Genomic DNA, 26668 nt, shown 5'->3' on the forward strand with positions numbered 1-26668 from the left:
TATACTCGCCGCCCTTTTTTGACTCACCTGCCAGGCGATTTCCCATGACCCACCAGGCCGCCGAAGTCGCGAAACGCCGCACTTTCGCCATTATTTCCCACCCCGATGCCGGTAAAACCACCATCACCGAAAAGCTGTTGCTGATGGGCAAGGCGATCGCGGTAGCCGGCACGGTGAAATCGCGCAAATCCGACCGCCATGCCACCTCCGACTGGATGGAAATGGAAAAGCAACGGGGTATTTCCATTACCACGTCGGTCATGCAGTTCCCCTATCGCGAGCACATGATCAACCTGCTCGACACCCCAGGGCACGAAGACTTCTCCGAAGATACCTACCGCACCCTCACCGCGGTGGACTCGGCGCTGATGGTCCTCGACGGCGGTAAAGGCGTCGAGCCACGTACCATCGCGCTGATGGACGTGTGCCGTCTGCGTGACACGCCGATTGTCAGTTTCATCAACAAACTCGACCGCGATATCCGCGACCCCATCGAGCTGCTGGATGAAATCGAAGCCGTCCTGAAGATCAAGGCCGCGCCGATCACCTGGCCGATTGGTTGCTACCGCGACTTCAAGGGCGTGTACCACCTGGCCGACGACTACATCATTGTCTACACCGCCGGCCACGGCCATGAACGCACCGAAACCAAGATCATTGAAAAACTCGACTCCGACGAAGCCCGCGCCCACTTGGGTGACGAGTACGACCGTTTCGTCGACCAACTGGAACTGGTGCAGGGCGCCTGCCATGAGTTCAACCAGCAGGAGTTCCTCGACGGCCAGTTGACCCCGGTGTTCTTCGGTACCGCCCTGGGCAACTTCGGCGTCGACCACGTACTCGACGCCGTCGTGGACTGGGCCCCGCGCCCGCTGGCCCGCGTCGCCAACGAGCGCACCGTGGAGCCGGTGGAAGAGAAATTCACCGGCTTCGTGTTCAAGATCCAGGCGAACATGGACCCCAAGCACCGCGACCGTATCGCCTTCATGCGTATCTGCTCCGGCCGCTACGAAAAAGGCATGAAGATGCGCCACGTGCGCACCGGCAAGGACGTACGCATCGGCGACGCCCTGACGTTCTTCTCCTCCGAGCGTGAACAGCTCGAAGAAGCCTACGCCGGCGACATCATCGGTTTGCATAACCACGGCACCATCCAGATCGGCGACACCTTCACCGAAGGCGAAGCGCTGGGCTTCACCGGTATCCCGCACTTCGCCCCGGAATTGTTCCGCCGCGTGCGCCTGCGTGACCCGCTCAAATCCAAGCAACTGCGCCAGGGCTTGCAGCAATTGGCCGAAGAGGGCGCCACCCAGGTGTTCTTCCCCGAGCGCAGCAACGACATCATCCTCGGCGCCGTGGGTGTGCTGCAGTTCGACGTGGTCGCCAGCCGCTTGAAAGAGGAATACAAGGTGGAGTGCTCCTACGAGCCGATCACCGTGTATTCGGCGCGCTGGATTGATTGCAGCGATAAGAAGAAGTTGGAAGAGTTCTCCAACAAGGCCGTGGAAAACCTGGCGATCGACGGCGGTGGTCACCTGACCTACCTGGCCCCGACCCGGGTCAACCTGGCGCTGATGGAAGAGCGTTGGCCGGATGTGAAATTCCGCGCGACCCGCGAACACCACTAAGGCCTGGGCGGGTGAAAGAGGGGCGAAGCTGTGATGGCTTCGCCCCTTTTTATTGGCTTCAACTACCCTGGGTCTGGTCTCTATAAGGTTGGAAATTGGCGATAACCCTGCATTGGGTCTAGCTTTCACACAGTGACTGTGAAGGAGAGCACCGTGCGAAATGTTCGATTCGCCATCCATCTGGTGTTGCTGGCAAGCCTGGGAGCGACGACCTTTCCGACTTTTGCCGATACCGGCACGCCCCAATGGAAAGACACCGGTCCGGTCAGCAAAAAAAAGGCCAACGAGGTCAACTCCGGCAGTTGGCAGCCCCAGGTCCAACCGGCGCCCAAGGAGGATCAGGAGAACCCCTATAACGAAGGGGAAGCCAGCGATACCTATGACGACGGCGAGACCTGAAGCCTGGCGTAAATCCAGAATCGCGACTAGCGTCAACGCGGGTGGCGGCAAGTTATTGCCGGCAGAATTCATCTATTGACTGGACGGAATCGACCATGGGTATTGTTCAACGCGTAGTGCTATTGATGAAGGTGCTGGTGCTGTTGTGGTTGGGGATGTCGACGGCCTGGGCGCACGCCCCGGTGCATGGCCCAGAGATGGTGGCGAGTAGCCAGATTTCGGACTTGCAGTTGGCCAAGTCCGAAGCGGAGCCAGGCGATAAAGGCCAGGGTGGCAGCGAAGACGATGACGACTCGACCACCGACGAGCCTGACAGCGACGACGCAGACGAAGGCGATAGCCAGACGTAGGCTCACCAAGGGGGAGCGTTTCAAACAATCAATGCCTTGGAAGGGACCCCCAAGGCATTTTTATTGGCCGCCCTTTTCTTCAGAACGAAGTGGTCACCGACGCAAAGTAAGCACGGCCCGGCTCGTTATAAGTCTGCGCGCCCGCATCCTCGGCGTTGCCTTTGCGCGACAGGCGCTTGTCCAGCAGGTTGTTGATGCCCACCCGCACGCTCAGGTTTTTGCTGAACTCATAGCCGCTGCTCAGGCCCATCAACCCGTACGGGTCGACGTCCTGCTGGGCGCTGCGATCGTAACGGCTGGCGCTGCGTGAGTTGAGCGTCGGTGCTTCTTGTTTGCCGTAATAGGTGCCGCTGACCTGGAATGACAGCTTGTCAGTGGCTTGCCAGTCCAGCGTGGTGTTGATGGTGTACTTGGGGATGATGCTCAAGGGCTCGCCGGTGTCTTTGTCCTTGGAGTCGATCATATAGGTCAGGTTGGTGTTCAAGTCCAAATCATCGCGCAGGCTGACGAACAGGTTGCCTTCAACGCCCTGTACCAAGGCTGGGCCGCTGTTTTCCCACTCCAATACACGTCGGCCGTTGCCCAGACGGAACGCCGCCTCGTTACTGGCGTTGATCTTGTTCTTGTAGTCATTACGGAAATACGTCGCACTGGTGCGCCAGGTGCCCTTGTCGAAAGCCAGGCCGATTTCCTTGTTGACACTGATTTCCGGCTTCAGGTCCCGGTTGCCCACCAGATAGCAACCGCCCATGTTGGCTTCGCTGGCGTTGCAGCCATTACCACGGCTGTAGAGCAAATAGTTCGGGTTGGACTGGTACAGGTTGGGGGTTTTGTAGGCGCGGGCAATGCCGCCCTTGATGCTCAGTTCGTCGGTCAACTGGTGCGAGGCATTGAAGCTGGGGCTCCAGTTGCCGCCGTATTCCTCATGATCGTCGAAGCGCATGCCAGGCGTGATGACGGTTTTGCTGCCCAACTCGATGTTGTTCTCGGCAAACAAGGCGTAGCTCGAGGCGGTGGTCTTGGTGCTGTTGCGGCTGACGCCCGGGATGGCGGGTACGCCGCCGGTGCCCGGGTCATAGCTTTGCGGGCGCAACGAGCCTGGGTCGTTCATCGACTCGTAGAGGTATTCGCTGCCCAGGGTCAGCACCTGTTCGGCACCGACGCTCAGGGGCAGGTTGACCTGCGCAGTGGCCCGGGTATTACGCAAGCGCGATTCGAAACGACCAGCGCTGGCGGAGGGCGCGCCTTCGCCGGAACCGGCCAGGCCTTCGTTTAGACGTTCGTTGCGAGTCAGGTCGTGGGTCAACGAGGCCAGGGTCGAACCCCAATCGAATTCGCCGCGGTGCGTGGCTGAAAAGCTGCTGCGCTGAATCACACTGGTTTCCTTGCCCACCAGGCTTTCCACGAATGCGCCACCGCCATTGAGCATGGTGTCACCGGCGAAAATATTGCCCTGGCGGCTGTAGCTGGCCTCCAGGTCGAGGGTTTGCTCAGGAGTGAACTGCCAGCTCAGCAAGCCATTCACGTCTTTGTTGCGCACGCCTTCGCGGCCGGCCACCAGCGAGTCCGGGGTCGCCTGCGCTGCGCGGTTGATGTCGGCGTCATCGGCATCGGTCTTGTTCAGGCCGCCATAGACGCGGAACGCCAGGGTGTCGGTCAACGGGCCGCTGAGGTTGAAGTTGGTGCGTTTGCTCGCGCCTTCGGCATCGTTTTCGGGGAAGGCGGTGTAGGCGGTCAGCGAGCCGTGCAGTTGGTCGGTGGGGCGTTTGGTGATGATGTTGATCACCCCGCCCATGGCGCCGGAGCCATAACGGGCAGCAGCCGGGCCGCGCAGGATTTCAATGCGTTCGACTTCTTCAGCCGGTACCCAGTTGGTTTCGCCACGGGTATCACGGTCGCCACTCCAGCCATAACGCACGGCGTTGCGCGAGGTCGACGGTTTGCCATCGATCAGAATCAGGGTGTTTTCCGGGCCCATGCCCCGCAGGTCGATCTGACGGTTATTGCCACGGCTGCCGCTGGAACTGTTGCCGGTCAGGTTCACGCCCGGCTCGCGACGGATGATCTCCGACAGGTCGTTGGTGGGCGGGCGCTTCTTGATGTCTTCGGCAGTGATGATCGACACGCCGGGCGCTTGCTTGAGTTCTTCGGCGGCGGTGCCCAGCACGTGCGTCTCGCCCAGCACCAGGGCTTGGGGCGTGCCGTCCACAGGCAGGTCTGTCGCTTCGATCGGCACCTTGTCGCGTTCTTTTTCCACACTCTGCGCCAGCAGCGCGGGGGACGAAAGGGTGGCGATAAACGCCAACGATAGATGGCTGAGCCTGAATTGAGACGACATGTCCACAAAGTCCTTTAGGAGGGGCGATTGAACGAGAGTCGTCTGAATTTTTTCGTGCATCCAGCGCTCTTCATGCGCCGTAATGGTATTGATTCTCAAACAGAAGTAAATTGCATTTACAATCTATACACTTTCCTTAAGGCTCTGGCTCAATGTTTTCAAGGCTGTCGGCTGTGAAGGGCGAGGTTTAATCGGTATGTTCTTTGTTACAAACGCGCAAAAAAAAGCCCCTCCGGCCAGACTGATGCGCAATCTGGCGGGAAGGGCGATGGAACTCATTGAAACCGCGGCCCCTGTAGGAGCGAGGTTGTGTTGCTTCAGGCCACGAATTGCTCCGCGTAGTGGCAAGCCACCTGCCGGTTATCCAAAGGACGCAACAGCGGCTCTTCACTGCTGCAACGCGCCGTCGCATACGGGCAACGCTTGTGGAATGCGCAGCCAGGCGGCGGGTTCAGTGGGTTGGGCAGTTCGCCGACGATCTTGATCTTCGGCTTGCTCGGGTCCGGGTGAATGGTCGGCGTGGCCGACAGCAGCGCCTGGGTGTAGGGGTGCAGCGGGCGTGCGTAGATGTCTTCCTTGGGGCCCACTTCCACTGGGCGGCCGAGGTACATCACCATCACATCGTCAGCCACGTGCTGCACCACCGCCAGGTTGTGGGAGATGAACACGTAGGCGGTGTTGAATTCCTGCTGCAAATCCATGAACAGGTTGAGCACCTGCGCCTGGATCGACACGTCCAGTGCCGATGTCGGTTCGTCCGCCACCAGCACTTTGGGTTGCAGCATCATGGCGCGGGCCAACGCGATGCGCTGGCGCTGGCCGCCGGAGAACATGTGCGGGTAGCGCTGATAATGCTCAGGGCGCAGGCCCACTTGCTTCATCATCGCCTGCACTTTCTCGCGGCGTTCGGCGGCGGACAGGTTGGTGTTGATCAGCAGCGGTTCGGCCAGTTGATCACCGACTTTCTGGCGTGGGTTCAGCGAGGCATAGGGGCTCTGGAACACCATCTGCACGTCTTTGCGCAATTGCTTGCGCTGGGCCTTGTCGGCGCCGGCCACTTCTTGCCCGGCGATTTTCAACGAGCCCGACGAGGGCTCTTCAATCAGCGTGAGGGCGCGGGCCAGGGTGGATTTGCCACAGCCCGACTCGCCTACCACGGCGAGGGTTTTGCCGGCTTCCAGCTCAAAAGACACACCATTGAGGGCACGCACGGTGGCATGACCCTTGAACAGGCCGCGGGACACTTCGTAGTGACGGGTGAGGTCGCGGGCGGTAAGTACGACGGCCATTACGCCACCTCCTGGTTCAGCGGGTAGAAGCAGCGGGCAAGGCTGTGGCTTTTCGGATCAAGGCCCGGCCGCTGGGCGCGGCAGGAGTCCTGCACGTACGGGCAGCGCGGCGACAGCAGGCAACCCTGCGGACGGTCGTAGCGGCCGGGCACGATGCCCGGCAACGTGGCCAGGCGCGTTGCGCCGAGGCTGTGCTCGGGAATGGCCTTGAGCAACGCTTCGCTGTACGGGTGTGCCGGAATGTCGAACAGCTGCGGCACCTGGCCGACTTCCACCGCCTGGCCTGCGTACATCACGCACACGCGCTGGGCGGTTTCGGCAACCACCGCGAGGTCGTGAGTGATCAGCACCAGGCCCATGTTCTGCTCTTTTTGCAGGGCCAGCAGCAGTTCCATGATCTGCGCCTGGATGGTCACGTCCAACGCAGTGGTCGGTTCATCGGCAATCAGCAACTTGGGCTCACCGGCAATTGCCATGGCGATTGCCACGCGTTGGCTCATACCGCCGGACAATTGGTGCGGGTAGGCATCCATACGGCTGGCAGCGCCTGGGATCTCAACTTTTTCCAGCAGCTCGATAGCCCGCTTGCGCGCTTGTTTGCCGGACATTTTCAGGTGCAGGCGCAGCACTTCTTCGATCTGGAAACCCACGGTGTAACTGGGGTTCAACGCGGTCATCGGGTCCTGGAACACCATCGCCAGGTCTTTGCCGACAATCTGGCGGCGCTGGCGGTTGCTCAACTTGAGCATGTCCTTGCCGTCGAAGTTCAGGGCGTCGGCGGTGACGATGCCAGGGTGCTCGATCAGGCCCATCAGCGCCATCATGGTCACGGATTTACCCGAGCCCGACTCGCCAACGATCGCCAGGACTTCGCCTTTGTCGACCGAAATGTCGAGGCCATCGACCACCGGCACGGCGGTCTTGTCGCCGAAGCGCACGTTGAGATTCTTGATTTCTAACAGTGACATGGGAATCTCCTCAGGCGGCGTTCTTGAGTTTCGGGTCCAGCGCGTCGCGCAGGCCGTCACCCATCAAGTTGATTGCCAGCACGCTGAGCAAAATGGTCAAGCCAGGCAGGCTCACGACCCACCAGGCGCGTTCGATGTAGTCTCGGGCCGAAGCCAGCATGGTGCCCCACTCAGGGGTTGGCGGTTGTACGCCAAGGCCGAGGAAGCCCAGGGCCGCGGCATCGAGAATCGCCGAGGAAAAGCTCAAGGTCGCTTGTACGATCAGCGGCGCCATGCAGTTAGGCAGCACGGTGATGAACATCAGGCGTGGCAGGCCGGCGCCAGCGAGGCGGGCGGCAGTCACGTAGTCGCGGTTCAGTTCGCCCATCACGGCGGCGCGGGTCAGGCGCACATAGGATGGCAACGACACGATGGCGATGGCGATCACGGTGTTGATCAGGCCAGGGCCGAGGATGGCGACAATCGCCACGGCCAGCAGCAGCGATGGCAGGGCCAGCATGATGTCCATCAGACGCATGATGGTTGGGCCGAGCAAGCGCGGGAAGAACCCGGCGAACAGGCCCAGCAGGATACCCGGGATCAGCGACATCACCACCGACGACAAACCGATCAGCAACGATAGACGCGAGCCCTGGATCAGGCGCGAGAGCAAGTCACGGCCCAGTTCGTCGGTGCCCAGCAGGAACTGCATTTGCCCACCTTCCAGCCACGCCGGTGGTGTGAGCAGGAAGTCGCGGTATTGCTCGCTGGGGTTATGCGGGGCAACCCACGGGGCGAAGATCGCGCAGAACACGATCAGCAACATGAACAGCAGGCCGGCGACCGCGCCTTTGTTCTTGGAGAAGGCTTGCCAGAATTCTTTGTACGGGGACGGGTACAGCAGGCTCTGATCGACTGCTGACACTTGAGTAGGTGTGGTCATGGTCATGATCTCAGCGCTGGTGACGGATGCGAGGGTTGGCGAAGCCGTAGAGGATATCCACCACGAAGTTCACCAGGATCACCAGGCAGGCGATCAGCAGAATGCCGTTTTGCACCACCGGGTAGTCCCGCGCGCCAATGGCTTCGATCAGCCATTTGCCGATGCCGGGCCACGAGAAGATGGTTTCGGTCAGTACCGCACCGGCCAGCAGCGTGCCGACCTGCAGGCCGACCACGGTGAGCACCGGGATCAGTGCGTTACGCAGGCCGTGCACGAACACCACGCGGGCTGGCGACAGGCCCTTGGCCCTGGCGGTACGGATGTAGTCCTCACGCAGCACTTCGAGCATCGACGAACGGGTCATGCGCGCGATCACCGCCAGCGGGATGGTGCCGAGCACGATGGCGGGCAGGATCAGGTGGTGCAACGCATCCCAGAACGCGTCCGGCTCGTCGGCCAGCAGGGTGTCGATCAGCATGAAGCCGGTGCGTGGCTCGATGTCGTAGAGCAGGTCGATACGCCCGGACACCGGGGTCCAGCCCAGGCTCACCGAGAAGAACATGATCAGGATCAGGCCCCACCAGAAGATCGGCATCGAATATCCCGCCAGGGAGATGCCCATCACCCCGTGGTCGAACAGGGATCCTCGTTTGAGTGCCGCGATCACCCCGGCCAACAGGCCCAGGATACCGGCGAACAACAGCGCGGCCATGGACAGCTCCAGGGTCGCGGGGAAGAGAGCGGTGAATTCGGTCCACACGCTGGTGCGTGTGCGCAGCGATTCGCCAAGGTCGCCCTGGGCGAGCTTGCCGACATAATCCAGGTATTGCGCATACAGCGGCTTGTTAAGGCCAAGGCGCTCCATTGCCTGTGCGTGCATTTCGGGGTCAACCCGTCGCTCGCCCATCATGACTTCTACGGGGTCGCCAGGAATCATGCGAATCAACGCAAAGGTCAGCAACGTGATGCCGAAGAACGTGGGGATCAATAACCCCAGTCGGCGGGCAATAAAACTAAACATCTTGGTGTGTACCTCAATCAGCCGGTTAGGCAGGTCCGGCACCGTCAGTGTCGACGGTGCCGAGCGTTTTTCTTATTTACTTCACCTGGGTGGTGGCGAAGTTATTTGTACCCAGAGGGCTTTGGGTAAAGCCTTCTACGTTCTTGCGCATGGCGGTGAACAGTTTCGGGTAAGCCATTGGAAGCCATGGCTGGTCCTTCTCGAAGACATCTTGTGCTTGTTCATAGAGCGCAGCCCGTAAGGCCGGTTCCTTTTCCGCACGAGCCTTGTCGATCAAGTCCTGAAACTCTTTGTTACACCAGCGCGCGTAGTTTTCGCCGTTTTTCGCCGCATCGCAACTCAGGTTCGGGGTGAGGAAGTTATCCGGGTCGCCGTTATCACCGACCCAGCCTGCCGACACCATGTCGTGCTCGCCGTTTTTAGCGCGTTTGAGCATTTCGCCCCATTCCATGACTTTGATATTGACCTTCAGGCCAACCTGCGCCAGATCCGCCTGCATACGCTGGGCGCCGAGCATCGGGTTAGGGTTTGTCGGGCCGCCGCCGTTACGGGTGAACAGCGTGAACTCGGTGCCTTCCGGCACGCCGGCTTCCTTGAGCAGGGCGCGCGCCTTATCCAGGTCGCGCGGTGGGTTTTTCAGCTTTTCACTGAAACCCAGCAAGGTCGGCGGATACGGGCCGGTGCCCACGACTGCATTGCCTTTGCCGAACAGCGCTTCGGTATAACCGGCCTTGTCGAACGCGATGTTGATCGCGTGACGTACTCGGGCATCGCTCATGTATTTGCGAGTGGTGTTCAATGCGGTGTAGCTGGTGGTCATCGCCGCCAGTTCATCGACCTTCAGGTTCGGGTCTTTCTTGATGCTTGGAATGTCATCTGGCTTGGGGAACAACGCGATCTGACATTCGTTGGCCTTGAGCTTTTGCAGGCGCACGTTGTTATCGGTGGTGATCGCCAGAATCAGCGGGTCGACCGCCGGCTTGCCGCGGAAGTAGTCCGGGTTGGCCTTGAAGCGCGCCTGGGCATCTTTCTGATAACGATTGAAGACGAATGGGCCCGTGCCGATAGGCTTGGCGTTGAGGTCTTCAGTTTTACCGGACTTGAGCAACTGGTCGGCGTATTCCTTCGAGTGGATTGAAGAGAATGCCATACCCAGGTCGGCCAGAAACGGAGCTTCCGGACGGGTCAAGGTAAAGACGACGGTGTGATCGTCGGTCTTTTCTACGCTCTTGAGCAGTTCCTTGAACCCCATGCTTTCGAAGTACGGGTAGCCCACGAGGGACTTGTTATGCCACGGGTGATTCGGGTCCAGCTGGCGCTGGAAGCTCCAAAGCACATCATCGGCATTCAGGTTGCGCGTGGGTTTGAAATAGTCGGTGGTGTGGAACTTGATGTCGTCACGCAGATGGAAGGTGTAAGTCAGGCCATCGGCGCTGATTTCCGGCAGGTCTTTGGCCAGGGCAGGGACTACTTCAGTGGTGCCGGGCTTGAAGTCCACCAGGCGGTTGAACATGGTTTCAGCGGCGGCGTCAGCAGTCACAGCAGTGGTGTACAGGACCGGGTCGAAACCTTCCGGGCTGGCTTCGGTGCAGACCACCAGCGGTTTGGCCGAAACGCCGATCGCCACGCTCAACAGCGCAGCGGCCATGGCGGCTTGTAGTGGGAGCATTTTCATTCAGAGCCCTCTGCAATCGATGGAGCCAGAAAAGCGTAGGCGGCGGGCTCGTCCTGAGCTCGCCGCCTGCCTGGCGCTAATTAAAGGATGTTGAACGGGATGGTGGTGACCAGACGGAACTCTTTGATGCTGCCGTCGGACTGGAACTCGCTGCCACGGTGCTCAACATAGGTTGCGCGCACGGTGGTGGCTTTGAGTGGGCCGCTCTGCAGCGCGTAAGAGGCGCCTACACCGTATTCCTGGTGCTTCTCGCCGTCCTGGGACTGGATGCCGTCATAAGCAAACTTGGCCCGGCCATTGTTGCCGGTGTAGTGGGTACCGTCGATGCCCCAGCCGCGTGCCGAGTAGGCGTTGAACTTCAGGCCGGGTACGCCGTATTCAGCCATGTTGATGGCGTAGGCGATCTGGAAGGATTTCTCGTTCGGGCCGTTGAAGTCAGACGTCAGGGAGTTGGCCAGGTAGATACCGTTGGTTTCGTGCAGGTAGTCGAAGTACTCGTTACCGTTCACTTGCTGGTAGCCGAAGGTCAGGCTGTGTGCCTGGTGAGTCAGGCCCAGGGAGAGGGAGAAGGTATCGTTGTCGATTTCCCCCATCTCTTTTTTGCCTTCATCGACAGTCTTGTAGTAGTTGAAGCCGGTGGTCAGGCCCAACTGCTGCGCGTCGCCCAGCTCGTGGGTGGCGCCGAAGTAGTACTGGTTCCAGAAGTCCTTCACGTTGGCGGCGAAGAAGCTGGTTTTCAGGCTTTTCAGCGGCTGGTAGTTCACACCCAGGGTCGACACTTTGTCGGTTTCTGCGCCATTGCCGTATTCGCTACGGAATTTCGACAGGCTCTGCTCGCTACGTGGCGAAACGCGGTCGAACACGCCGCCCTGGAACGACAGGTTGCTGAACTCTTCGCTGTTGAAGCTCACACCCTGGAAGCTCGAAGGCAAAGCACGGTTGCCGATAGTGTCGACGATGCCGCTGCTGAAGTTCTGGCGACCGGCGGTCAGTGTGGTGTTGGACACGCGGAATTGCACGTTGGCCAGGCCCAGTTTGCTCCACTGGTCTACGGCGTCACCGTTGGAGTCGGCCAGGGTACGGTTGGAGCCGCCTTTGATATCACGCTTGCTGCGATCCAGCACCAGGGCGTTGTACACCGCCACTTCAGTCTTGACCCCTACGGTGCCCTGGGTGAAACCCGAGCTGGCGTTGAGGATGGTGCCCTGCACCCAGTTGGTACGGTTGCGATCGGTCAGGGTCTGGCCGTGCTTCTGGTACGAGAAGGTGCCCCCACGGTATTTGCTTTCATGGGAGTACCAGTTACGCGTGGTGCCGCCCAGGCTGAAATCTTCGATAAAGCCTTTGGCCTCGCTTTGGGCGCTGGTGCCGGCCAGGGTGGTAGGAACGAAGTCCTGGCTTTGCGTTTCAGCGTAGGCGGTGGCCGTGATGCTGCTGATGGCCAAGGCCAGAAGCGCTTTGCTGCTCAGTTTCATGGGTGAAGCTCCTTTGGTTCTCTTTTTTAATGCCGGTCTTTTTGGGTGATCCGGCTATTGGGTGTGGAACTCGTTCAAGCTATTGCAAACGTTTGGCGTAGGAAATTTCCCAACAAAAGCCTGCACGTTTGCCGGGGAGCGTATTTCGCTCCCCGCCATCCGATTATTTTCTTATGGGTTGATGCTGACGCCCGAGAACACGTTGCGGCCGAAGGGGCTTACCTTGAAGCCCTCGACTTTGGCGCTTAACGGCTGGTTGACCGTCGAGTGGGCGATGGGCGTGATCGGCACCTGCTGCTTGAGCAATTGCTGCGCCTGTTTGTACAGAACAGTCCTTTGTTCGCGGTCGGTCACGACCTTGGCTTGCTTGATCAGCTTGTCGTACGCCGGGTCGCACCACATGGAGTAGTTGTTCCCGCCGATGGCGTCGCAGCTGTAGAGGGTGCCGAGCCAGTTGTCCGGGTCACCGTTGTCGCCGGTCCAACCGATCAGGCTGACATCGTGCTCACCGTTCTTGGTGCGCTTGATGTACTCACCCCATTCATAGCTGACGATCTTGACCTTGAGGCCGATCTTGGCCCAGTCGTTCTGCAGCATTTCCGCCATCAGCTTGGCGTTGGGGTTGTACGGGCGTTGCACTGGCATGGCCCACAGGGTGATCTCGGTGCCTTCCTTGACCCCGGCGGCCTTGAGCAACTGCTTGGCTTTTTCCGGGTCGTAGGTGGCGTCCTTGATGCTGTCGTCGTAGGACCACTGCGTCGGCGGCATGGCGTTGACCGCCAGTTGCCCGGCGCCCTGGTACACAGCATTGAGGATGCTCTGCTTGTTCACCGCCATGTCCAGCGCCTGGCGTACTTCAAGCTGATCGAATGGCTTGTGGCGCACGTTGTAGGAGATATAGCCCAGGTTAAAGCCTGGCTTGGTCAGCAGTTGCAGGTTCGGGTCGGCCTTGAGGGCCTCGACATCGGCAGGGCGTGGATGCAAGGTCACCTGGCATTCGCCGGCCTTGAGCTTCTGTACGCGTACCGAGGCGTCGGTGTTGATGGCGAAGATCAGTTGGTCCAGCTTGACGCGGCTCGGGTCCCAGTACTGCTTGTTGCCCACGTAGCGGATCTGCGAGTCTTTCTGATAGCGCTGGAACACGAACGGGCCAGTGCCGATCGGCTTCTGGTTGATGTCGCTGGGCCGGCCTTGCTTGAGCAACTGCTCGGCGTATTCCGCCGAAAGGATCGCGGCAAAGCTCATGGCGATGTTCTGCACGAACGCGGCGTCGACCGTGTTCAGCGTCATCACCACGGTGTACGGGTCGGTTTTCTCGACCTTGGCGATGTTCTTGTTCAGGCTCATCCCGTTGAAGTACGGAAACTCGGTGGGGTAGGCCTTGCGGAACGGGTGTTCGGGGTCAAGCATGCGGTTGAAGGTGAACAGCACGTCGTCGGCGTTGAAGTCCCGTGTCGGCTTGAATTCCTTGTTGCTGTGGAACTTCACCCCTTCACGTAGGTGGAAGGTGTAGGTCAGGCCATCCGGGGAAATATCCCACTTGGTTGCCAGCCCAGGGACGACGTCGGTCGCGCCTTTTTCGAACTCCACCAAACGGTTATACAAAGGCTCCGCCGCATCGTTGTCGGTAGCGGTGGTGTATTGCGCAGTGTCAAACCCTGCCGGGCTGCCTTCGGAGCAGAACACCAGGCTCTTTTTTTCGGCGGCTTGGCCCATGGTGGCCATGGCCAGCAGGCTGGTGGCAAACAGAGCGGATACAACGGTGGTATGGCGCATGACGATCCCGGTCCTTGTTTGTAGTTATCAACAGCGAGCCTTCCTGCTGGCTTACAGCCAGGCAGACATCACTGATCCCACACACAGCAAGTGCCCTTCCCAGAGTGATGCCTCTGCTGTCCTACGACCTTATGGGGCGCTGACCTTGCAGTAAATGCGTCAATTCTGACTGACCTTGTAGGCAACGGAGGCACGGGTCGCAGTTCATTGCTGTAAGACGGCAACGCTTGCAAACGTAGTCTGTTTCCTAAGGTCCAGGCGGATGGAATAACGGCGACGTTATGAAACGTCGCCGTTATTGAACCTTACTTGCCGCTGACGCTAACGCCGTAGAAGGAGTTCAAGCCAAACGGGCTGATCTTGAAATCCTGCACGGTATTACGCATGGGTTGATACACCGTCGAGTGCGCGATAGGTGTCATCGGGACTGCATCTTTGAGGATATGTTGCGCCTGCTTATACAGCTCGGTGCGTTTGGCGACATCCGATGTGGCCTTGGCTTCTTTAACGATGCCGTCGAATTTCTTGTCGCACCATTTGGAGAAGTTGTTGCCCGACAGCGAGTCGCAGCCGAACAGCACGTTCAGCCAGTTGTCCGGGTCACCATTGTCGCCGCTCCAGCCAATGATCATGGCCTGGTTCTCGCCGCCTTTGGAGCGCTTGATGTACTCGCCCCACTCGTAGCTGACGATGTTGACCTTCAGGCCGATCTGTTTCCAGTCGTTCTGCAGCATCTCGGCCATCAATTTGGCGTTGGGGTTGTAGGGGCGCTGGACCGGCATGGCCCACAGGGTGATCTCGGTGCCTTCCTTGACGCCAGCGGCCTTGAGCAATTCCTTGGCCTTGGCAGGATCGTACTTGGCATCCTTGATGGTGGTGTCATAGGACCACTGGGTCGGCGGCATGGCGTTGACCGCCAGTTGGCCGGCACCCTGGTACACGGAGTCGATGATCTGCTGCTTGTTCACCGACATGTCCAGGGCTTCACGGACGCGCAGGTCAGCCAGCGGGTTCGCGGCGGTCTGGCCCTTGAGTACAGGCATGACGTTATAGGCGATGTAGCCCAGGTTGAAACCGGCCTGGTGCGGCAGTTTCAGGTCCTTGTCCTCACCCAGCGCCTTGAGGTCGGCCGGACGTGGGAACAGGGTGATCTGGCATTCGTTTTTCTTGAGCTTCTGGATACGCACCGACGGGTCGGTGGTGATAGCGAAGATCAGGTTATCGATCTTCACGTCTTCAGGTTTCCAGTAGTCCTTGTTGCCGGTGTAGCGAATGTTCGAGTCTTTCTGGTAGCTCTTGAACACGAACGGGCCAGTGCCGACCGGCTTCTGGTTGATGTCGGCAGGCTTGCCTTCCTTCAACAACTGCGCAGCGTATTCGGCGGACTGGATCGAGGCGAAGCTCATGGCCAGGTTCTGGATGAACGCGGCGTCCACGGTGCCAAGGGTGAACTTGACGGTGTGGTCATCGATTTTTTCGATGTTCTTGATGTTGGTGTCCATCCCCATGTCCGTGAAGTACGGGAACTCGGTGGGGTAGGCCTTACGGAATGGATCGTCTTTATTGATCATCCGGTTGAAGGTAAACAGTACGTCGTCAGCCGAAAATTCACGAGTTGGCTTGAAGTACGGGGTGGTATGGAACTTGACGCCTTCGCGAAGGTGGAAGGTGTACGTCAGGCCATCCGGGGACACGTCCCAGCTAGTGGCCAGGCCAGGAACGACGGCGGTGCCGCCACGTTCGAACTGGCTCAGGCGGTTGAACATGGTTTCGGCCGAGGCATCGAAGTCTGTTCCGGTGGTGTACTGGCCTGGATCAAAACCGGCCGGGCTCCCTTCGGAGCAGAACACCAGGTTAGTTGCCGCAAGGGCTACGGGGGCTGCGGCCATAAGGCCAGCGCTCACTAATAACGGAAGGACTGCGTGTTTAAGCATGTTGGCCTCATGATTTGTTGTCATTTTTGGTGGTGAGGGCGACCTCGTGAGTCGGCCTGCGGATACTTATGCAGGCGCCATACCCAATGCAAGATGCAGAGCGGTTGCAAAGGGAAAACTGTGGTACGAACGTACAGGAATGTCGCAATTATGAAAGTTTCGACACAAAAGTGCCTGTTTGGAGGGTTTTTTCGGTGCAAATGGCGCACCAAAAAAGCCCAGCCGAGGCGTCTAGCGCACTCGGTTGGGGCGCGGCTGTTACTTATCTAGACCCACACCGTAGAACGGCGTTAGCCCAAACGGGCTGATCTTGAAGTCACGCACTTGCTTGCGCATAGGCTGGAAAACCGTCGAGTTCGCAATAGGCGTTATAGGTACTTGTTCCTTAAGGATTTTCTGTGCCTGTTGATACCACTTGATGCGCTGCTCGCGGTCGCTGCTGACCTTGGCTTGCTGCACCAGCTTGTCATACGCCGGGTTACACCATTTGGCGTAGTTGCTGCCCTTGACCGCAGCACAACTGTAGAGCACGCCCAGCCAGTTATCGGGGTCGCCGTTGTCGCCGGTCCAGCCATAAATCATTGCATCGTGTTCGCCATTTTTGGCGCGCTTGATGTATTCGCCCCACTCATAGCTGACGATGTTGGCCTTGATGCCGACCTTGGCCCAATCCTGTTGAATCATTTGTGCAGACATCCGCGCATTCGGATTTGAGGCGCGTTGTACGGTCATTGCCCACAGGTTGATGGTGGTACCTGGTGCAACCCCTGCTTCTTTTAGTAGCAACCTTGCCTTGGTCGGGTCGTAGGGGGCGTCCTGGATTTTCGGGTCATAAGACCACTGCGCGGGAGGTAGTGCGTTCTGCGCCAATTGCCCGGCGCCCTGGTACACGGCCTTGATGATTGCGGGCTTGTCGATGGCCATGTCCAGTGCCTGGCGAACCTTGAGTTGATCCAGCGGCGGGTGAGTCACGTTATAGGCCAGGAAGCCCAGGTTGAAGCCCGCTTGTTGCAGTACGCGCAGGTTGGGGTCTTGCTTCATCACCTCGATATCGGCGGGGCGCGGGTAACCGCTGACCTGGCATTCGCCCGCCTTGAGTTTCTGCAGGCGCGCGGCGGCGTCCGGGGTGATAGCGAACACCAGGTTATCGAGCTTCACGTCCTCGGGCTTCCAATACTGTTTATTGGCCACATAACGGATCTGCGAGTCTTTCTGGTAGCGCTTGAACACAAACGGCCCGGTGCCGACCGGTTGCTGGTTGATCTGCTCCGCCTTGCCTTGTTTCAACAACTGGGTGGCGTATTCGGCCGATTGCACAGAGGCGAAGCTCATGGCCAGGTTTTGCACGAACGAAGCATCGACCGTGTTCAGGTTGAACCGCACGCTGCGCTCGTCGAGTTTTTCGACGTTCTTGATCGTGGTGTTCAAGCCCATGTCGGTGAAGTAGGGCGACTCTGAGGGGTAGGCCTTGCGAAACGGGCTGTCGGCATCGAGCAGGCGATTAAAAGTGAACAGCACGTCATCGGCGTTGAAGTCACGAGTCGGGGTGAAGAAGTCGGTGGTATGGAACTTGACGCCTTCACGCAGGTGAAAGGTGTAGGTCAGGCCATCCTTGGAAACATCCCAACTGGTGGCCAGGCCAGGTTCGACTTCGGTACCGCCGCGCTTGAACTGGGTCAGGCGGTTGAACACGGTTTCGGCGGACGCATCGAAATCGGTGCCGCTGGTGTACTGGCTGGGGTCGAAGCCGGCGGGGCTGGCTTCGGAGCAGTAGACCAGGGTGGTGGCTGCCTGGGTCATTGGTATAAAGGCCAGAAGGCTTGCGGCGAGGAGCAGTGGCTTGACGGCGATTTTTTCCATGGAGACCCCTGAGGCGGCGGGCATCTTAAAGCAGCCCAAACAAAAACGGCGGTCACCGAGGTTACCGCCGTTCAGCTGGCTTAGGTAGGGGATACCTTTATGCGGGGGATACCTCTATACGGGTGGGAGCCGACTTATCGATTGTAACGGGCGGGCCGTCTATTTCATTACTTTCACGAAGGGTGAAAGTCCGAGTGGCTGTTATGTTCACGTCATCGACGAGGGTGGACTCACCTCTAACATCATATTTCAGGTGCCATTGGGTGACTATTGTGACCTCGGTCTCATTTTTTAGAGGGTTGTAGTCGATGAAGTACTGCCGGTCGCCAACGCTGCTGCTATAGCCGTCTTTCACTCGCGGAGGTTGCAATTCAAACCACGCAGGAGCGGAAGAACCTTGATGAGCAACCTCTGAAATTGCCGCTCGCATGTCAGGATTGGGCACGGTGCGCTCAAATGTATCGATCCCGTCCCTTACCAGACCCTCACGAATTGACCCTTCTAAGTTATCTGGGATGGTCATTCCTGCTAGCCGCCGGGGTATGTTGATCTCAACGTTCTCCAGGCCAGGGCGTCTTATTGTGTAAGGGTCTCGGTCGATGTCTTTGATAAAGTATTCGGAGTAATTGCTGCTACCAAACGAGGAGGGGGAGGCTGTTTCCGATGCAAGTAGGGTGAAATCCGCGCTGTCTGCTGTCCAGGAAAAGACAGGACGATTTTCTAAAATACCGTTATTTTCCCTGAAAGTGACGCCATATTTATAGTTCGCTTGCTCTTCAACGTTGAAATACTTGTCGAATAGGTCAGCGCCTTTCATTTTGGTGCCGTCTAACTCAATAAAATTATCCGATACATGTGCGGGCGTTTTTAAATCGTTACTGGGTGTCGGGGACTCAGGACGTTGCCACGGCCACGGCCATTTTATCCCGCCATCACCCGGTGCCCGCGCCCACTCTCCGTTACGCCCGGGTGTGATGACCATCAGCCCCGCGCCGTTATCGGGGTTGATGACTCTGGCAAATGCATCACCGGTCCGGTAACGCCCCGATATCTCAAATACCTTGCTCGCCCCCGACTCGTCGGTAAGGCGCACTAACTGGCGCAGCACTCCCTGGCTGTCGGTTACTCGATAAACACCCAACGTGTCGCGAGGCGCGTTCTTTATCAGCTGTTCACCCTCCGGGACGGCATATTGCGCCATTGGAATGAGTGAACGGGATCTGGGGAGTGGGGCGTTAACGGAGTCGCTAACCACAGGGGTGCCTGTGGACGTCCCAGGTTGTGGTTCGCGAGCGTTTGCCCTGGGGAGAGGCTGGGGCTTAAGGCGCGGCAGTTCTTTTTCTGCGGGCAGTGCAAAAGGGTCTTCCGGCACAGCACTGGCACCGTAGGAAAACACTGTATTGAGTAAGCCATCGAACGCTTTGGAGGCGCCCTCATCCCGCTCTGTCACGGTGTCGCCAGACGAGGTTTTTTCTGCCCCTAGCGCCACCTCGGTCAACCCGGCCGCCACCGCTGCGGCGGCTACGGGCGCGGCGATGGGCGCGAGTTTGACCAGCAGGCCGGCGGCTACGGTGATGTCGTTCAGCCAAGTATCGCGAATCACCTCGCTGTCGGACTTGATGACTACATCGGCGTCACTGTTCATCCGTTCTTTGGCGGCCGTCGCCAATGTGGAAAAAACGTCGTCTTTAATGGCAGCGTGGCTGCGGTCAATCGCTGACCCCTTCAACTCACCACTGGCCATTTTCGCCAAGAGGGTGTCCAGGCCATCCTTCTTTTCGCCCACATGGGTGAACCACAGAATGGGCATCAGTACTTTTGCCGCGCGTTCAGCAAAGCTCTTGGTCTGGTCCTGGCGATAGATCATCGGGAAGTGAGCCGCCAGTGCTTCGCGTTTTGCAGGGTCCTTGGCCTGCTCGAGCAGCCACTGATCCAGCTTCTCAATAGAATCAAAGCGCAAGAATGCGGGTTCGGCGCCCGGTATATAGAGCACTTGCCGGCCACCGTCCGCAGCGCTGAATCTCACTATATCGCTGGACGTAACCCCGTGGAGGCTCAGGGCATGCGTTTGGACGTTGCCGTTTGCCGGTGCTTTGGCCTTGAGTTGTTCCACGGTGATCGGGGCGTTTTCATCGAGCGTAAGGTTGGACACAGCGCCCATCACCAAACGGTAGTCGTCACGGGTGAACTGGTGCTCGGGCGCTTGCAAGGAACGTTCAAGAGGGGGGCTGCTCTCGGCGCTTTTCAATTGCTTGCGGGCCTGGAAGATGAATTCACCTTTGATCGTCGTCTCATACTCGTCGTTATGCGTGCTCCAGAAGTGGTCAATCTTCTGGGTCATTTGGGTCTGAAAGTCGGTTTTCCAGCTTTCATGCATCACTTGGGACGGCTTGAGGTCGATTTGATTGTGTTTGCCGTAGCCGCCTTTTTCGCTTTGCCCAGCAGGCTGGGTATACAGCCCCGCTTCCAGGTCCAGGTTGCCGGGCACCCAGTCGTGCTCGGAGAAGTTCTTCAGCAAGGCGTCGGGCAAGCGCAGCGAAGACCAGGGTTCTTGAAAGGTGTGTTCCCAGCCGGTCGCCGTGTCTGCGCTTTCGCCACCTTTGAAACGGTTCAAGTACACGGTGTCGGAGTCGATAGGTTTGCCCGTGAGTTTGAGCAGCAGGTCATCCGCCCACTTTTTGGCCTCTGCCCGCGTATTGGGCAGGTTGTCGGCGACGTCAACTGCCATGCGCTTGTAAGCCAAGGCTTGTGGTGCGGTGCTGTAGTAGTTGGCGGCGTTGTGTTTTTGCACCTGCAGCGCCTGTGGCGAGCGGCTGCTGGCAGGGCGCAGGCGGTCATCGGCGGGGATAGGATCGAAGGTGTCTTTGTGTTCCAGGTGCCTTATTTGTGTTCGAGCCTGTGACAGCTTTTGGGGAAGGGGCACACCTTCAAAGTTGGCCACCACTTTTGCGCTGACCTTGATGGAGTCCTTGCGCAGCCTCACACGTAAATCACCGTTATTTCCAGGGGCGATAACTTTTGCGGCGTCCAGCAATGGTCCTGAAATTTGTCCCCAGCCTGATGAATCCGAGAGATGGAAGGTTTTAGTTTTGCCCTCGACCTTGGCGGACAACGTACCTGTAGACGGGTTGATTGAAAGCAAGGTGTCCGGGGCGAAGTGTTGTTCCTGCAGCCAGCCTTGTACCACGGCGTTTTCCAAATGCATGCGATACAGCCCAAGCCACTGGCCCAGAGTGCTCTGGGGCGGCACGGTTATAAGCCCGGCATTGCCGTGTAACACCTTACGTTGTGCGGCCTCGAGATAGGCCTTGAGCAGTGCTGTTTCGTCGGGTTGGGCGGTTTTTGCAGTGGGCGGTGTCGCCTGCGCTTGAATGGCCGACGTCGGTTTGGCGACTACGAGTGGCAGCGATAACCTGTGGGTTGAGTTGAGTGACAGGGACATAAATTCGGCTCTCATTGTATGAATAAATGCCAGCACATCCCTCCCTGGTAGCTATGGCAGTAATGAGTCGTGGAAGCCGGGCACTTGATTCCTGCGAGATGTACTGCTGGATATGACGTGGCGCTAACGCGCAAAAAAAAGGCGCAAGCCCCGTGGGGTTGCGCCGTTGTCCTGTCTAAAAAAGTTACTGTAAAACTTCGATCACGCCGTCGGCGCTCATGTTGACCTGGCTGGTGCCGGCTTCCACTTCAGGCGTCGGTGCTGAATCGGCCATGGCGGCTTTCATCATCATGCCGCCATTGCGGGCGTAGGGCATCGGGTAGCCATTAGTGTTGAAGTTCAGGTTGACGATCTTGTAGCCCTTGCCACCGAGTGCATCGGTAGCCAGTTGCGCACGCGCCTTGAATGCAGCCACGGCATCTTTGAGCAGCGCATCTTCGCTGGCCTTGCGCGTGGCATCGGCGATGGCGAAGTCCATGCTGTCCATCTTCAGAGTGTTGAGCAGCTCGCCGGTAAGTTTGGACAGTGCCGGGAAGTCCGCGCTTTCCATACGCAGTTCTGCACGTTCACGCCAGCCAGTGATCTTCTGGTTCTTGCTGTCGTAGATCGGGTAGCTGTTGCGGCTGCCCTGGCGCAAGGTCACGCCTTTGACTTCGCGAGCCTGGCCCAGCGCCTGGTTCAGGGTGGTGGTGATTTCGGCCGCGAGCTTGGCCGGGTCGGCGTTTTGCGATTCGGTGTAAAGGGTGACGATCATCTTGTCGCGGGCCACTTCCTGGCTGACTTCGGCGCGCAGGGAGATCTGGTTATAATTCAGTGCATCGGCGGCCATGGCCGGCAGGCTGGCCAGGGCGCTGGCGCTGAGGGTGAGAACAACTGCACTGCGAGTGAAACGAGACATGGAAGCTCCTGGGGATATTCGTGTTCGGTAAGACTGTAGACGTAGCCTTGGGGTTCGTCGGGTTTACCCAATACAAATAAATTTCAGCGTGGCGTGCGCTACCCTCACGCCACGCGAGGACCCTGTTACAGGGTGGCCCCTTTTGGAGTAAACGTCACAGGCTTGTAGCTGAAATTCCACCATTTGAACGGGTGATCGAAAATCGAATACGGGTTGGTCTTCACCGGCTTGAATTCTTTACCCGAAACGCCATCGTCGGGACTGGGATGATCGAAGGTTACAGGGGGTTTGCCACTTTCGTAGATTGTCTGGTTATCTCCCAGGATCTCTTCGGGCGAGTACCTGGCAGTCAGTTCACCTACATAGCCTTTCACTGGGCGTCCGGTGAGCCGCTGAAATTGAGCGGCGAAGGAGTTCTCGCCCTGCGCCCCGGAGTAACAGCTCAGAATGCGAATATTGTCATAGCTCTCCGGGAAGATGCCATTGCGCTTGAGCGTGTTGTACAACCCCTGCGGGGTGTGTTTGCCACCTTTGTAATAAATATGGGTGCCATCGCCATGGCCAATGATGTTGAGGCGATGCTCCAGGCCATTTTTATTCATGTCGGTGAAAATGTGCAGGTTGTCTTCGACTTTGACCAGGTTATCCTTGGTGCCCGTGAGGGTGACCAACTTACCGTCCGTCGACAGTGTTTCGGAGACCGGCGCCACAGGTTCCGATTCGGGGAGTAAGGAGGCAAAGTTATTGTCGACGTTAAGGTCGACCGAGGGCTTGCCCGGATGGGCATCAGTCACTGGCTGCCCAACAGGGCGTTGCGAACTGGCCGAGGCCCCTTCTTCCACCACTGTACCGGCCTGGGACACCAGGCGTGTGGCTACAGGCAGCGCGGCATTGAGCACGCCAAAAATCAAATGACCGACGCCGCCGGGTTTGCCCTTGGCCAAATCGTCGGCGCCAATGCCTGCTTCGGTGATACCCGAGGCGATGTACAGCCCATCCAACGCCAAAGCCACTTCGGGCACGGCGATGGCCACCGGGGCAAAGAGCATCGCGATCATGGCTGCCTTGCTGAGGCCCGACAGGATATTGGCTTTGGTGACGTCGGCATCGGAGGTGATCTGCGACTTGGCGTCGTCGAACGACCGATCGTATTGGCGTTGGCCGATCTGTTGAAAGACATCGGCGGTGGCGTCGATATCAGGGCCGGTATTTGAACGCCCGGTGGCGTTGAAGCGCTGGAGGCTCAAGGTCGTTGCAGGAGGCCAGGTACGGTGGTGCGCATATTTGGGCCACACGGCCATCCCTTTGAGCATTTCACGCACGCCGCTTTTGAACGGGCCGCTGTTCAAGTCCTTGAAGGTGAAGTGTCCTTCCAGTGCCTTGAGTTTTTCCGGGTCTGCGGCTTGGCTCGCCAACCACTGCTTCATTTGCTCTACGCTGTCAAAAGCGTGGATTGGCGAAGAGTTGCCCGGGATGACCAGCAGTGTGCGGTTGATCGGTTTGCCATCGGCACCCTGGCGGGTGTTTTTGTCGGTGATCACCATCAGGTCGGTGGATTTGTATTGCCCTACGCTCAACAGGCCTACGTCTAGTCCAGGATCAGGCGGCGTCGGGCGTGTGAGGTCGTTGAACTGCGTATCGGCCCAGGCCAGGGTGTTGCCAGGCAGCCCCGCTGCACGCAGGACCAGTTGTTTGTCTTCCTGCGTCAGGCTGCCCTCCTGATGTTGCGAGTGTGCAGCTTTGACGAGTGCCGCCTTGGCCACAATAGGGTATTGACGGTCGTGCTTGTCCCAGAAGTCGTTAAGGAACTCGATGTAGGGGCGCTGGAAGTCGGTGGCCCAGACTTGCTCCTTGAAGTCCTTTGGCGACACGGACAGCTGGGTTGAAGGCGCATAGACCTGCGGGGTGCCGGGCGTGGAGGCGGTATAAATGCCTTGGTAGGTGTGGGTAATGTGGGCCGACTCGCGATTGGGGTTGAATCGGTCGGCGACGTCGAATACGCCTGGTGCAATATGGGGCAGGTCATTGACCAGCCTCACTGCTGGGCCGCCGACATAATGAGGAACCAGCGCCCCTCTTCCTTCGGGCGTGGTCTGGCTGTTTTTTACCAGGGCGTCCGTCAGTGTAATCTGTTCGACCAGCTTGGCCGGGTAGGGCGGCTTGCCGGTAGTGTTGTAGTTGAACGTCGTCAGATACGTTCTGTCCGGGTCGATGTCCAGGTTCCACTTGTCCTTGAACAGTTGCTTGACCGTCTGCGCGGCATCTTGCGTTACCGACTTGAAGGCCAAGGCCAGGTTCTCGGCATTGCTGGCGCTGTCGATATTGATCCCCACATCCACGGGTACAATTGTTTTGTCATGGGCTCCCACCGTCTTGCCGGGATCGTGGTTCACGCTGACGAGTTCGTAACCGTCACCACCGTTATTGGATAAATCCCTGCGCACGCTTTCCACGAGGTATTGCTCGTTGTTTGGGCTCTGGTCTATCGCACGTCGCTGGCGGCTAAGAGTGGCACCTGATGGCGGTTCAGCGGTGTAGGGCCTTTGAGTGGGGAGTGCGTTATTCATCTGCATGAAAGCGTTCCTGAGTGGCGAGGCATGATGATGCCCATCGGTGGGCGGTAGGCCTCTGGGTGGTCCGATGCTCACCTTGGTTCCTGTAAGTAATGCGCCAAATTATGTGGGCAGGAGAAGGTCGCGCTGTGGCGGTTTGCCGCATAAGCCCTGCCGTCCTCGTGTCTTGGTTATACTCGGTGCGATATACCTGCAGCGCTCATCAGGAGATCTCATGCTCGCCGCCGTAAAACTGACTTCCGCCACCCGCCAGAACCTTTGGCGCCTGACGTTCATTCGCACCCTGGTATTGGCCGCACAGGCCGGTTCCGTCGGGCTTGCCTATTGGTTCGACCTGTTGCCGCTGCCCTGGCTGCAATTGGCCGTGACCCTGGGGTTCTCCACCGTATTGTGTGTGTTCACCGCCATTCGACTGCGCACCACTTGGCCTGTGACCGAGCTGGAATACGCCCTGCAACTGGCCTGCGACCTGTTTATCCACAGCGTGTTGCTGTACTTCTCCGGTGGTTCTACCAACCCCTTCGTCTCCTACTATCTGGTGCCTTTGACCATCGCTGCCGTCACCCTGCCGTGGCGCTATTCGGTGGTGCTGTCGGGCATTGCGCTGACGCTGTACACCCTGCTGTTGGCGCAGTTCTACCCCTTGCAGACATTCCCCATCGCCCGGGAAAACCTGCAGATCTACGGGATGTGGTTGAGCTTCGCTCTGTCTGCGGCAGTCATTACCTTCTTTGCCGCGCGCATGGCCGAAGAATTGCGCCGCCAGGAAGAACTGCGCGCCATTCGCCGTGAAGAGGGCCTGCGTGACCAGCAACTGCTGGCCGTTGCCACCCAGGCCGCTGGCGCCGCCCATGAGTTGGGCACGCCGCTGGCGACCATGAGCGTGCTGCTCAAGGAAATGACCCAGGACCATCACGACCCGGCCCTGCAAGATGATTTGAGCGTACTGCAGGAGCAGGTCAAGCAGTGCAAGTTGACACTCCAGCAACTGGTGCGCGCCGCCGAAGCCAACCGCCGTCTGGCGGTCGAAATGCAAGACGTCACCCAGTGGCTCGATGAGGCGCTCAACCGCTGGCACCTGATGCGCCCCGAAGCCAGTTACCGTTTCAACCTGTTGGGCCAAGGCAGCGTACCGCGCATGGCGCCACCGCCGGACTTGACCCAGGCGCTGCTCAACTTGCTGAACAATGCAGCCGACGCCTGCCCTGAAGGCCTCGGGGTGCAGTTGGACTGGGACGCGGAAAACGTCACCATCAGCATTCGTGACCACGGCGCGGGCGTGCCACTGGCCATTGCCGAGCAAATCGGCAAACCCTTCTTTACCACCAAGGGCAAAGGCTTCGGCCTGGGCCTGTTTTTGAGCAAGGCCAGCGTGACCCGCGCGGGCGGCTCAGTGAAGCTCTATAGTCATGAGGAAGGTGGCACGCTCACCGAGCTGCGCCTGCCCCGTGTCGCACGAGGAGATATCGATGAGTGACGAGATCCAAGTCGAAGGCGAAGAACTGCCGCACCTGTTGCTGGTAGATGACGACGCGACCTTTACCCGCGTGATGGCGCGCGCCATGAGCCGGCGCGGTTTTCGCGTCAGCACCGCAGGTTCTGCTGAAGAGGGCCTGACCATCGCCCAGGCCGACCTGCCGGACTACGCCGCCCTCGACCTTAAAATGGACGGCGACTCGGGCCTGGTGCTGCTGCCAAAGCTGCTGGAACTCGACCCGGAAATGCGCGTGGTGATCCTCACCGGTTACTCCAGCATCGCCACCGCCGTCGAGGCGATCAAGCGCGGCGCCTGCAATTACCTGTGCAAACCCGCGGATGCCGACGACGTGCTGGCCGCCTTGCTGTCCGAGCATGCCGACCTCGACACCCTGGTGCCGGAAAATCCGATGTCGGTGGACCGCCTGCAGTGGGAACACATCCAGCGCGTGTTGACCGAACACGAAGGCAACATCTCCGCCACCGCCCGCGCCCTGGGCATGCACCGCCGCACGCTGCAACGCAAGTTGCAGAAGCGCCCGGTACGACGCTGAACGGCGACTGAACAACTCGCTTCAGGCTGCACGGACGCACGAACCGATCACCTATGATCGGTTCAAACGCCTGTGACTTTTTCCTACCGA

General features: G+C 58.9%; 18 protein-coding genes. 5 read left to right on the top strand and 13 right to left on the bottom strand.

All coding sequences use genetic code 11. The annotated features are described in order from the left end of the window. Positions 1-44: 44 nt before the first annotated feature. The 3 genes from JFT58_RS13945 to JFT58_RS13955 all read left to right on the top strand — a co-directional run bounded on the left by JFT58_RS13945 (position 45) and on the right by JFT58_RS13955 (position 2377). Complete coding sequence (locus tag JFT58_RS13945) at positions 45-1628, top strand: peptide chain release factor 3 (RefSeq protein ID WP_034126275.1); 1584 nt, start codon at positions 45-47, stop codon at positions 1626-1628. Positions 1629-1781: 153 nt separating this feature from the next. After that, positions 1782-2027 (top strand): hypothetical protein, encoded by a 246-nt coding sequence (locus JFT58_RS13950; RefSeq protein WP_034126276.1) that lies wholly within the window; start codon positions 1782-1784, stop codon positions 2025-2027. 95 nt (positions 2028-2122) lie between these two features. Continuing rightward, on the top strand, positions 2123-2377 hold the full coding sequence (locus JFT58_RS13955; RefSeq protein ID WP_034126277.1) for a hypothetical protein: 255 nt from the start codon (positions 2123-2125) through the stop codon (positions 2375-2377). Positions 2378-2456: 79 nt separating this feature from the next. Here the strand turns inward: JFT58_RS13955 and JFT58_RS13960 are convergent, their stop codons facing one another. The 13 genes from JFT58_RS13960 to JFT58_RS14020 form a co-directional block, all read right to left on the bottom strand. Continuing rightward, a complete protein-coding gene (locus tag JFT58_RS13960; RefSeq protein WP_054896907.1) occupies positions 2457-4715 on the bottom strand; it encodes a TonB-dependent siderophore receptor in 2259 nt (752 codons plus the stop codon). A gap of 317 nt (positions 4716-5032) precedes the next feature. Then, positions 5033-6004 (bottom strand): peptide ABC transporter ATP-binding protein, encoded by a 972-nt coding sequence (locus JFT58_RS13965; protein WP_003188483.1) that lies wholly within the window; start codon positions 6002-6004, stop codon positions 5033-5035. Further along, positions 6004-6972, bottom strand: a complete 969-nt coding sequence (locus JFT58_RS13970) for an ABC transporter ATP-binding protein (protein ID WP_034126279.1) — start codon at positions 6970-6972, stop codon at positions 6004-6006. The genes JFT58_RS13965 and JFT58_RS13970 overlap by 1 nt, the downstream gene beginning before the upstream one ends. 10 nt (positions 6973-6982) lie before the next feature. Beyond that, positions 6983-7894 carry an ABC transporter permease subunit gene (locus JFT58_RS13975; RefSeq protein ID WP_003188486.1) on the bottom strand — a complete coding sequence of 304 codons (912 nt, stop codon included), beginning with the start codon at positions 7892-7894 and terminating at the stop codon, positions 6983-6985. A 10-nt stretch (positions 7895-7904) separates the two neighbouring features. Beyond that, the gene (locus JFT58_RS13980; RefSeq protein WP_054896910.1) at positions 7905-8915 is read right to left on the bottom strand and encodes an ABC transporter permease subunit; all 1011 of its coding nucleotides are present in this window, start codon (positions 8913-8915) and stop codon (positions 7905-7907) included. A gap of 76 nt (positions 8916-8991) precedes the next feature. Then, positions 8992-10590 carry an ABC transporter substrate-binding protein gene (locus JFT58_RS13985; RefSeq protein WP_032893592.1) on the bottom strand — a complete coding sequence of 533 codons (1599 nt, stop codon included), beginning with the start codon at positions 10588-10590 and terminating at the stop codon, positions 8992-8994. Between the two features lie 80 nt (positions 10591-10670). After that, entirely contained in the window at positions 10671-12065 is a 1395-nt protein-coding gene (locus JFT58_RS13990) for an OprD family outer membrane porin (protein ID WP_003188488.1), read from the bottom strand. A 171-nt stretch (positions 12066-12236) separates the two neighbouring features. Continuing rightward, positions 12237-13790, bottom strand: coding sequence for an ABC transporter substrate-binding protein (locus tag JFT58_RS13995; RefSeq protein ID WP_371262624.1), 1554 nt, complete (start codon positions 13788-13790; stop codon positions 12237-12239). Between the two features lie 356 nt (positions 13791-14146). Continuing rightward, positions 14147-15775 (bottom strand): ABC transporter substrate-binding protein, encoded by a 1629-nt coding sequence (locus tag JFT58_RS14000; RefSeq protein WP_034126282.1) that lies wholly within the window; start codon positions 15773-15775, stop codon positions 14147-14149. 258 nt (positions 15776-16033) lie between these two features. Beyond that, positions 16034-17635, bottom strand: a complete 1602-nt coding sequence (locus tag JFT58_RS14005; RefSeq protein ID WP_054896908.1) for an ABC transporter substrate-binding protein — start codon at positions 17633-17635, stop codon at positions 16034-16036. 97 nt (positions 17636-17732) lie between these two features. Continuing rightward, positions 17733-21077 carry a dermonecrotic toxin domain-containing protein gene (locus JFT58_RS14010; protein WP_054896909.1) on the bottom strand — a complete coding sequence of 1115 codons (3345 nt, stop codon included), beginning with the start codon at positions 21075-21077 and terminating at the stop codon, positions 17733-17735. Between the two features lie 184 nt (positions 21078-21261). Beyond that, positions 21262-21975 (bottom strand): SIMPL domain-containing protein, encoded by a 714-nt coding sequence (locus tag JFT58_RS14015; RefSeq protein WP_034126285.1) that lies wholly within the window; start codon positions 21973-21975, stop codon positions 21262-21264. Positions 21976-22100: 125 nt separating this feature from the next. Further along, positions 22101-24548, bottom strand: a complete 2448-nt coding sequence (locus JFT58_RS14020; RefSeq protein ID WP_140915332.1) for a dermonecrotic toxin domain-containing protein — start codon at positions 24546-24548, stop codon at positions 22101-22103. A gap of 214 nt (positions 24549-24762) precedes the next feature. Here JFT58_RS14020 and JFT58_RS14025 point away from each other — a divergent pair, with 214 nt between their 5' ends. Beyond that, on the top strand, positions 24763-26025 hold the full coding sequence (locus JFT58_RS14025; protein ID WP_003188495.1) for an ATP-binding protein: 1263 nt from the start codon (positions 24763-24765) through the stop codon (positions 26023-26025). Beyond that, positions 26018-26578 (top strand): response regulator transcription factor, encoded by a 561-nt coding sequence (locus JFT58_RS14030; protein WP_003171731.1) that lies wholly within the window; start codon positions 26018-26020, stop codon positions 26576-26578. The genes JFT58_RS14025 and JFT58_RS14030 overlap by 8 nt, the downstream gene beginning before the upstream one ends. Positions 26579-26668: the final 90 nt, after the last annotated feature.

This window comes from Pseudomonas sp. MF6767 (assembly GCF_016405475.1).
GTDB lineage: Bacteria > Pseudomonadota > Gammaproteobacteria > Pseudomonadales > Pseudomonadaceae > Aquipseudomonas > Aquipseudomonas paracarnis.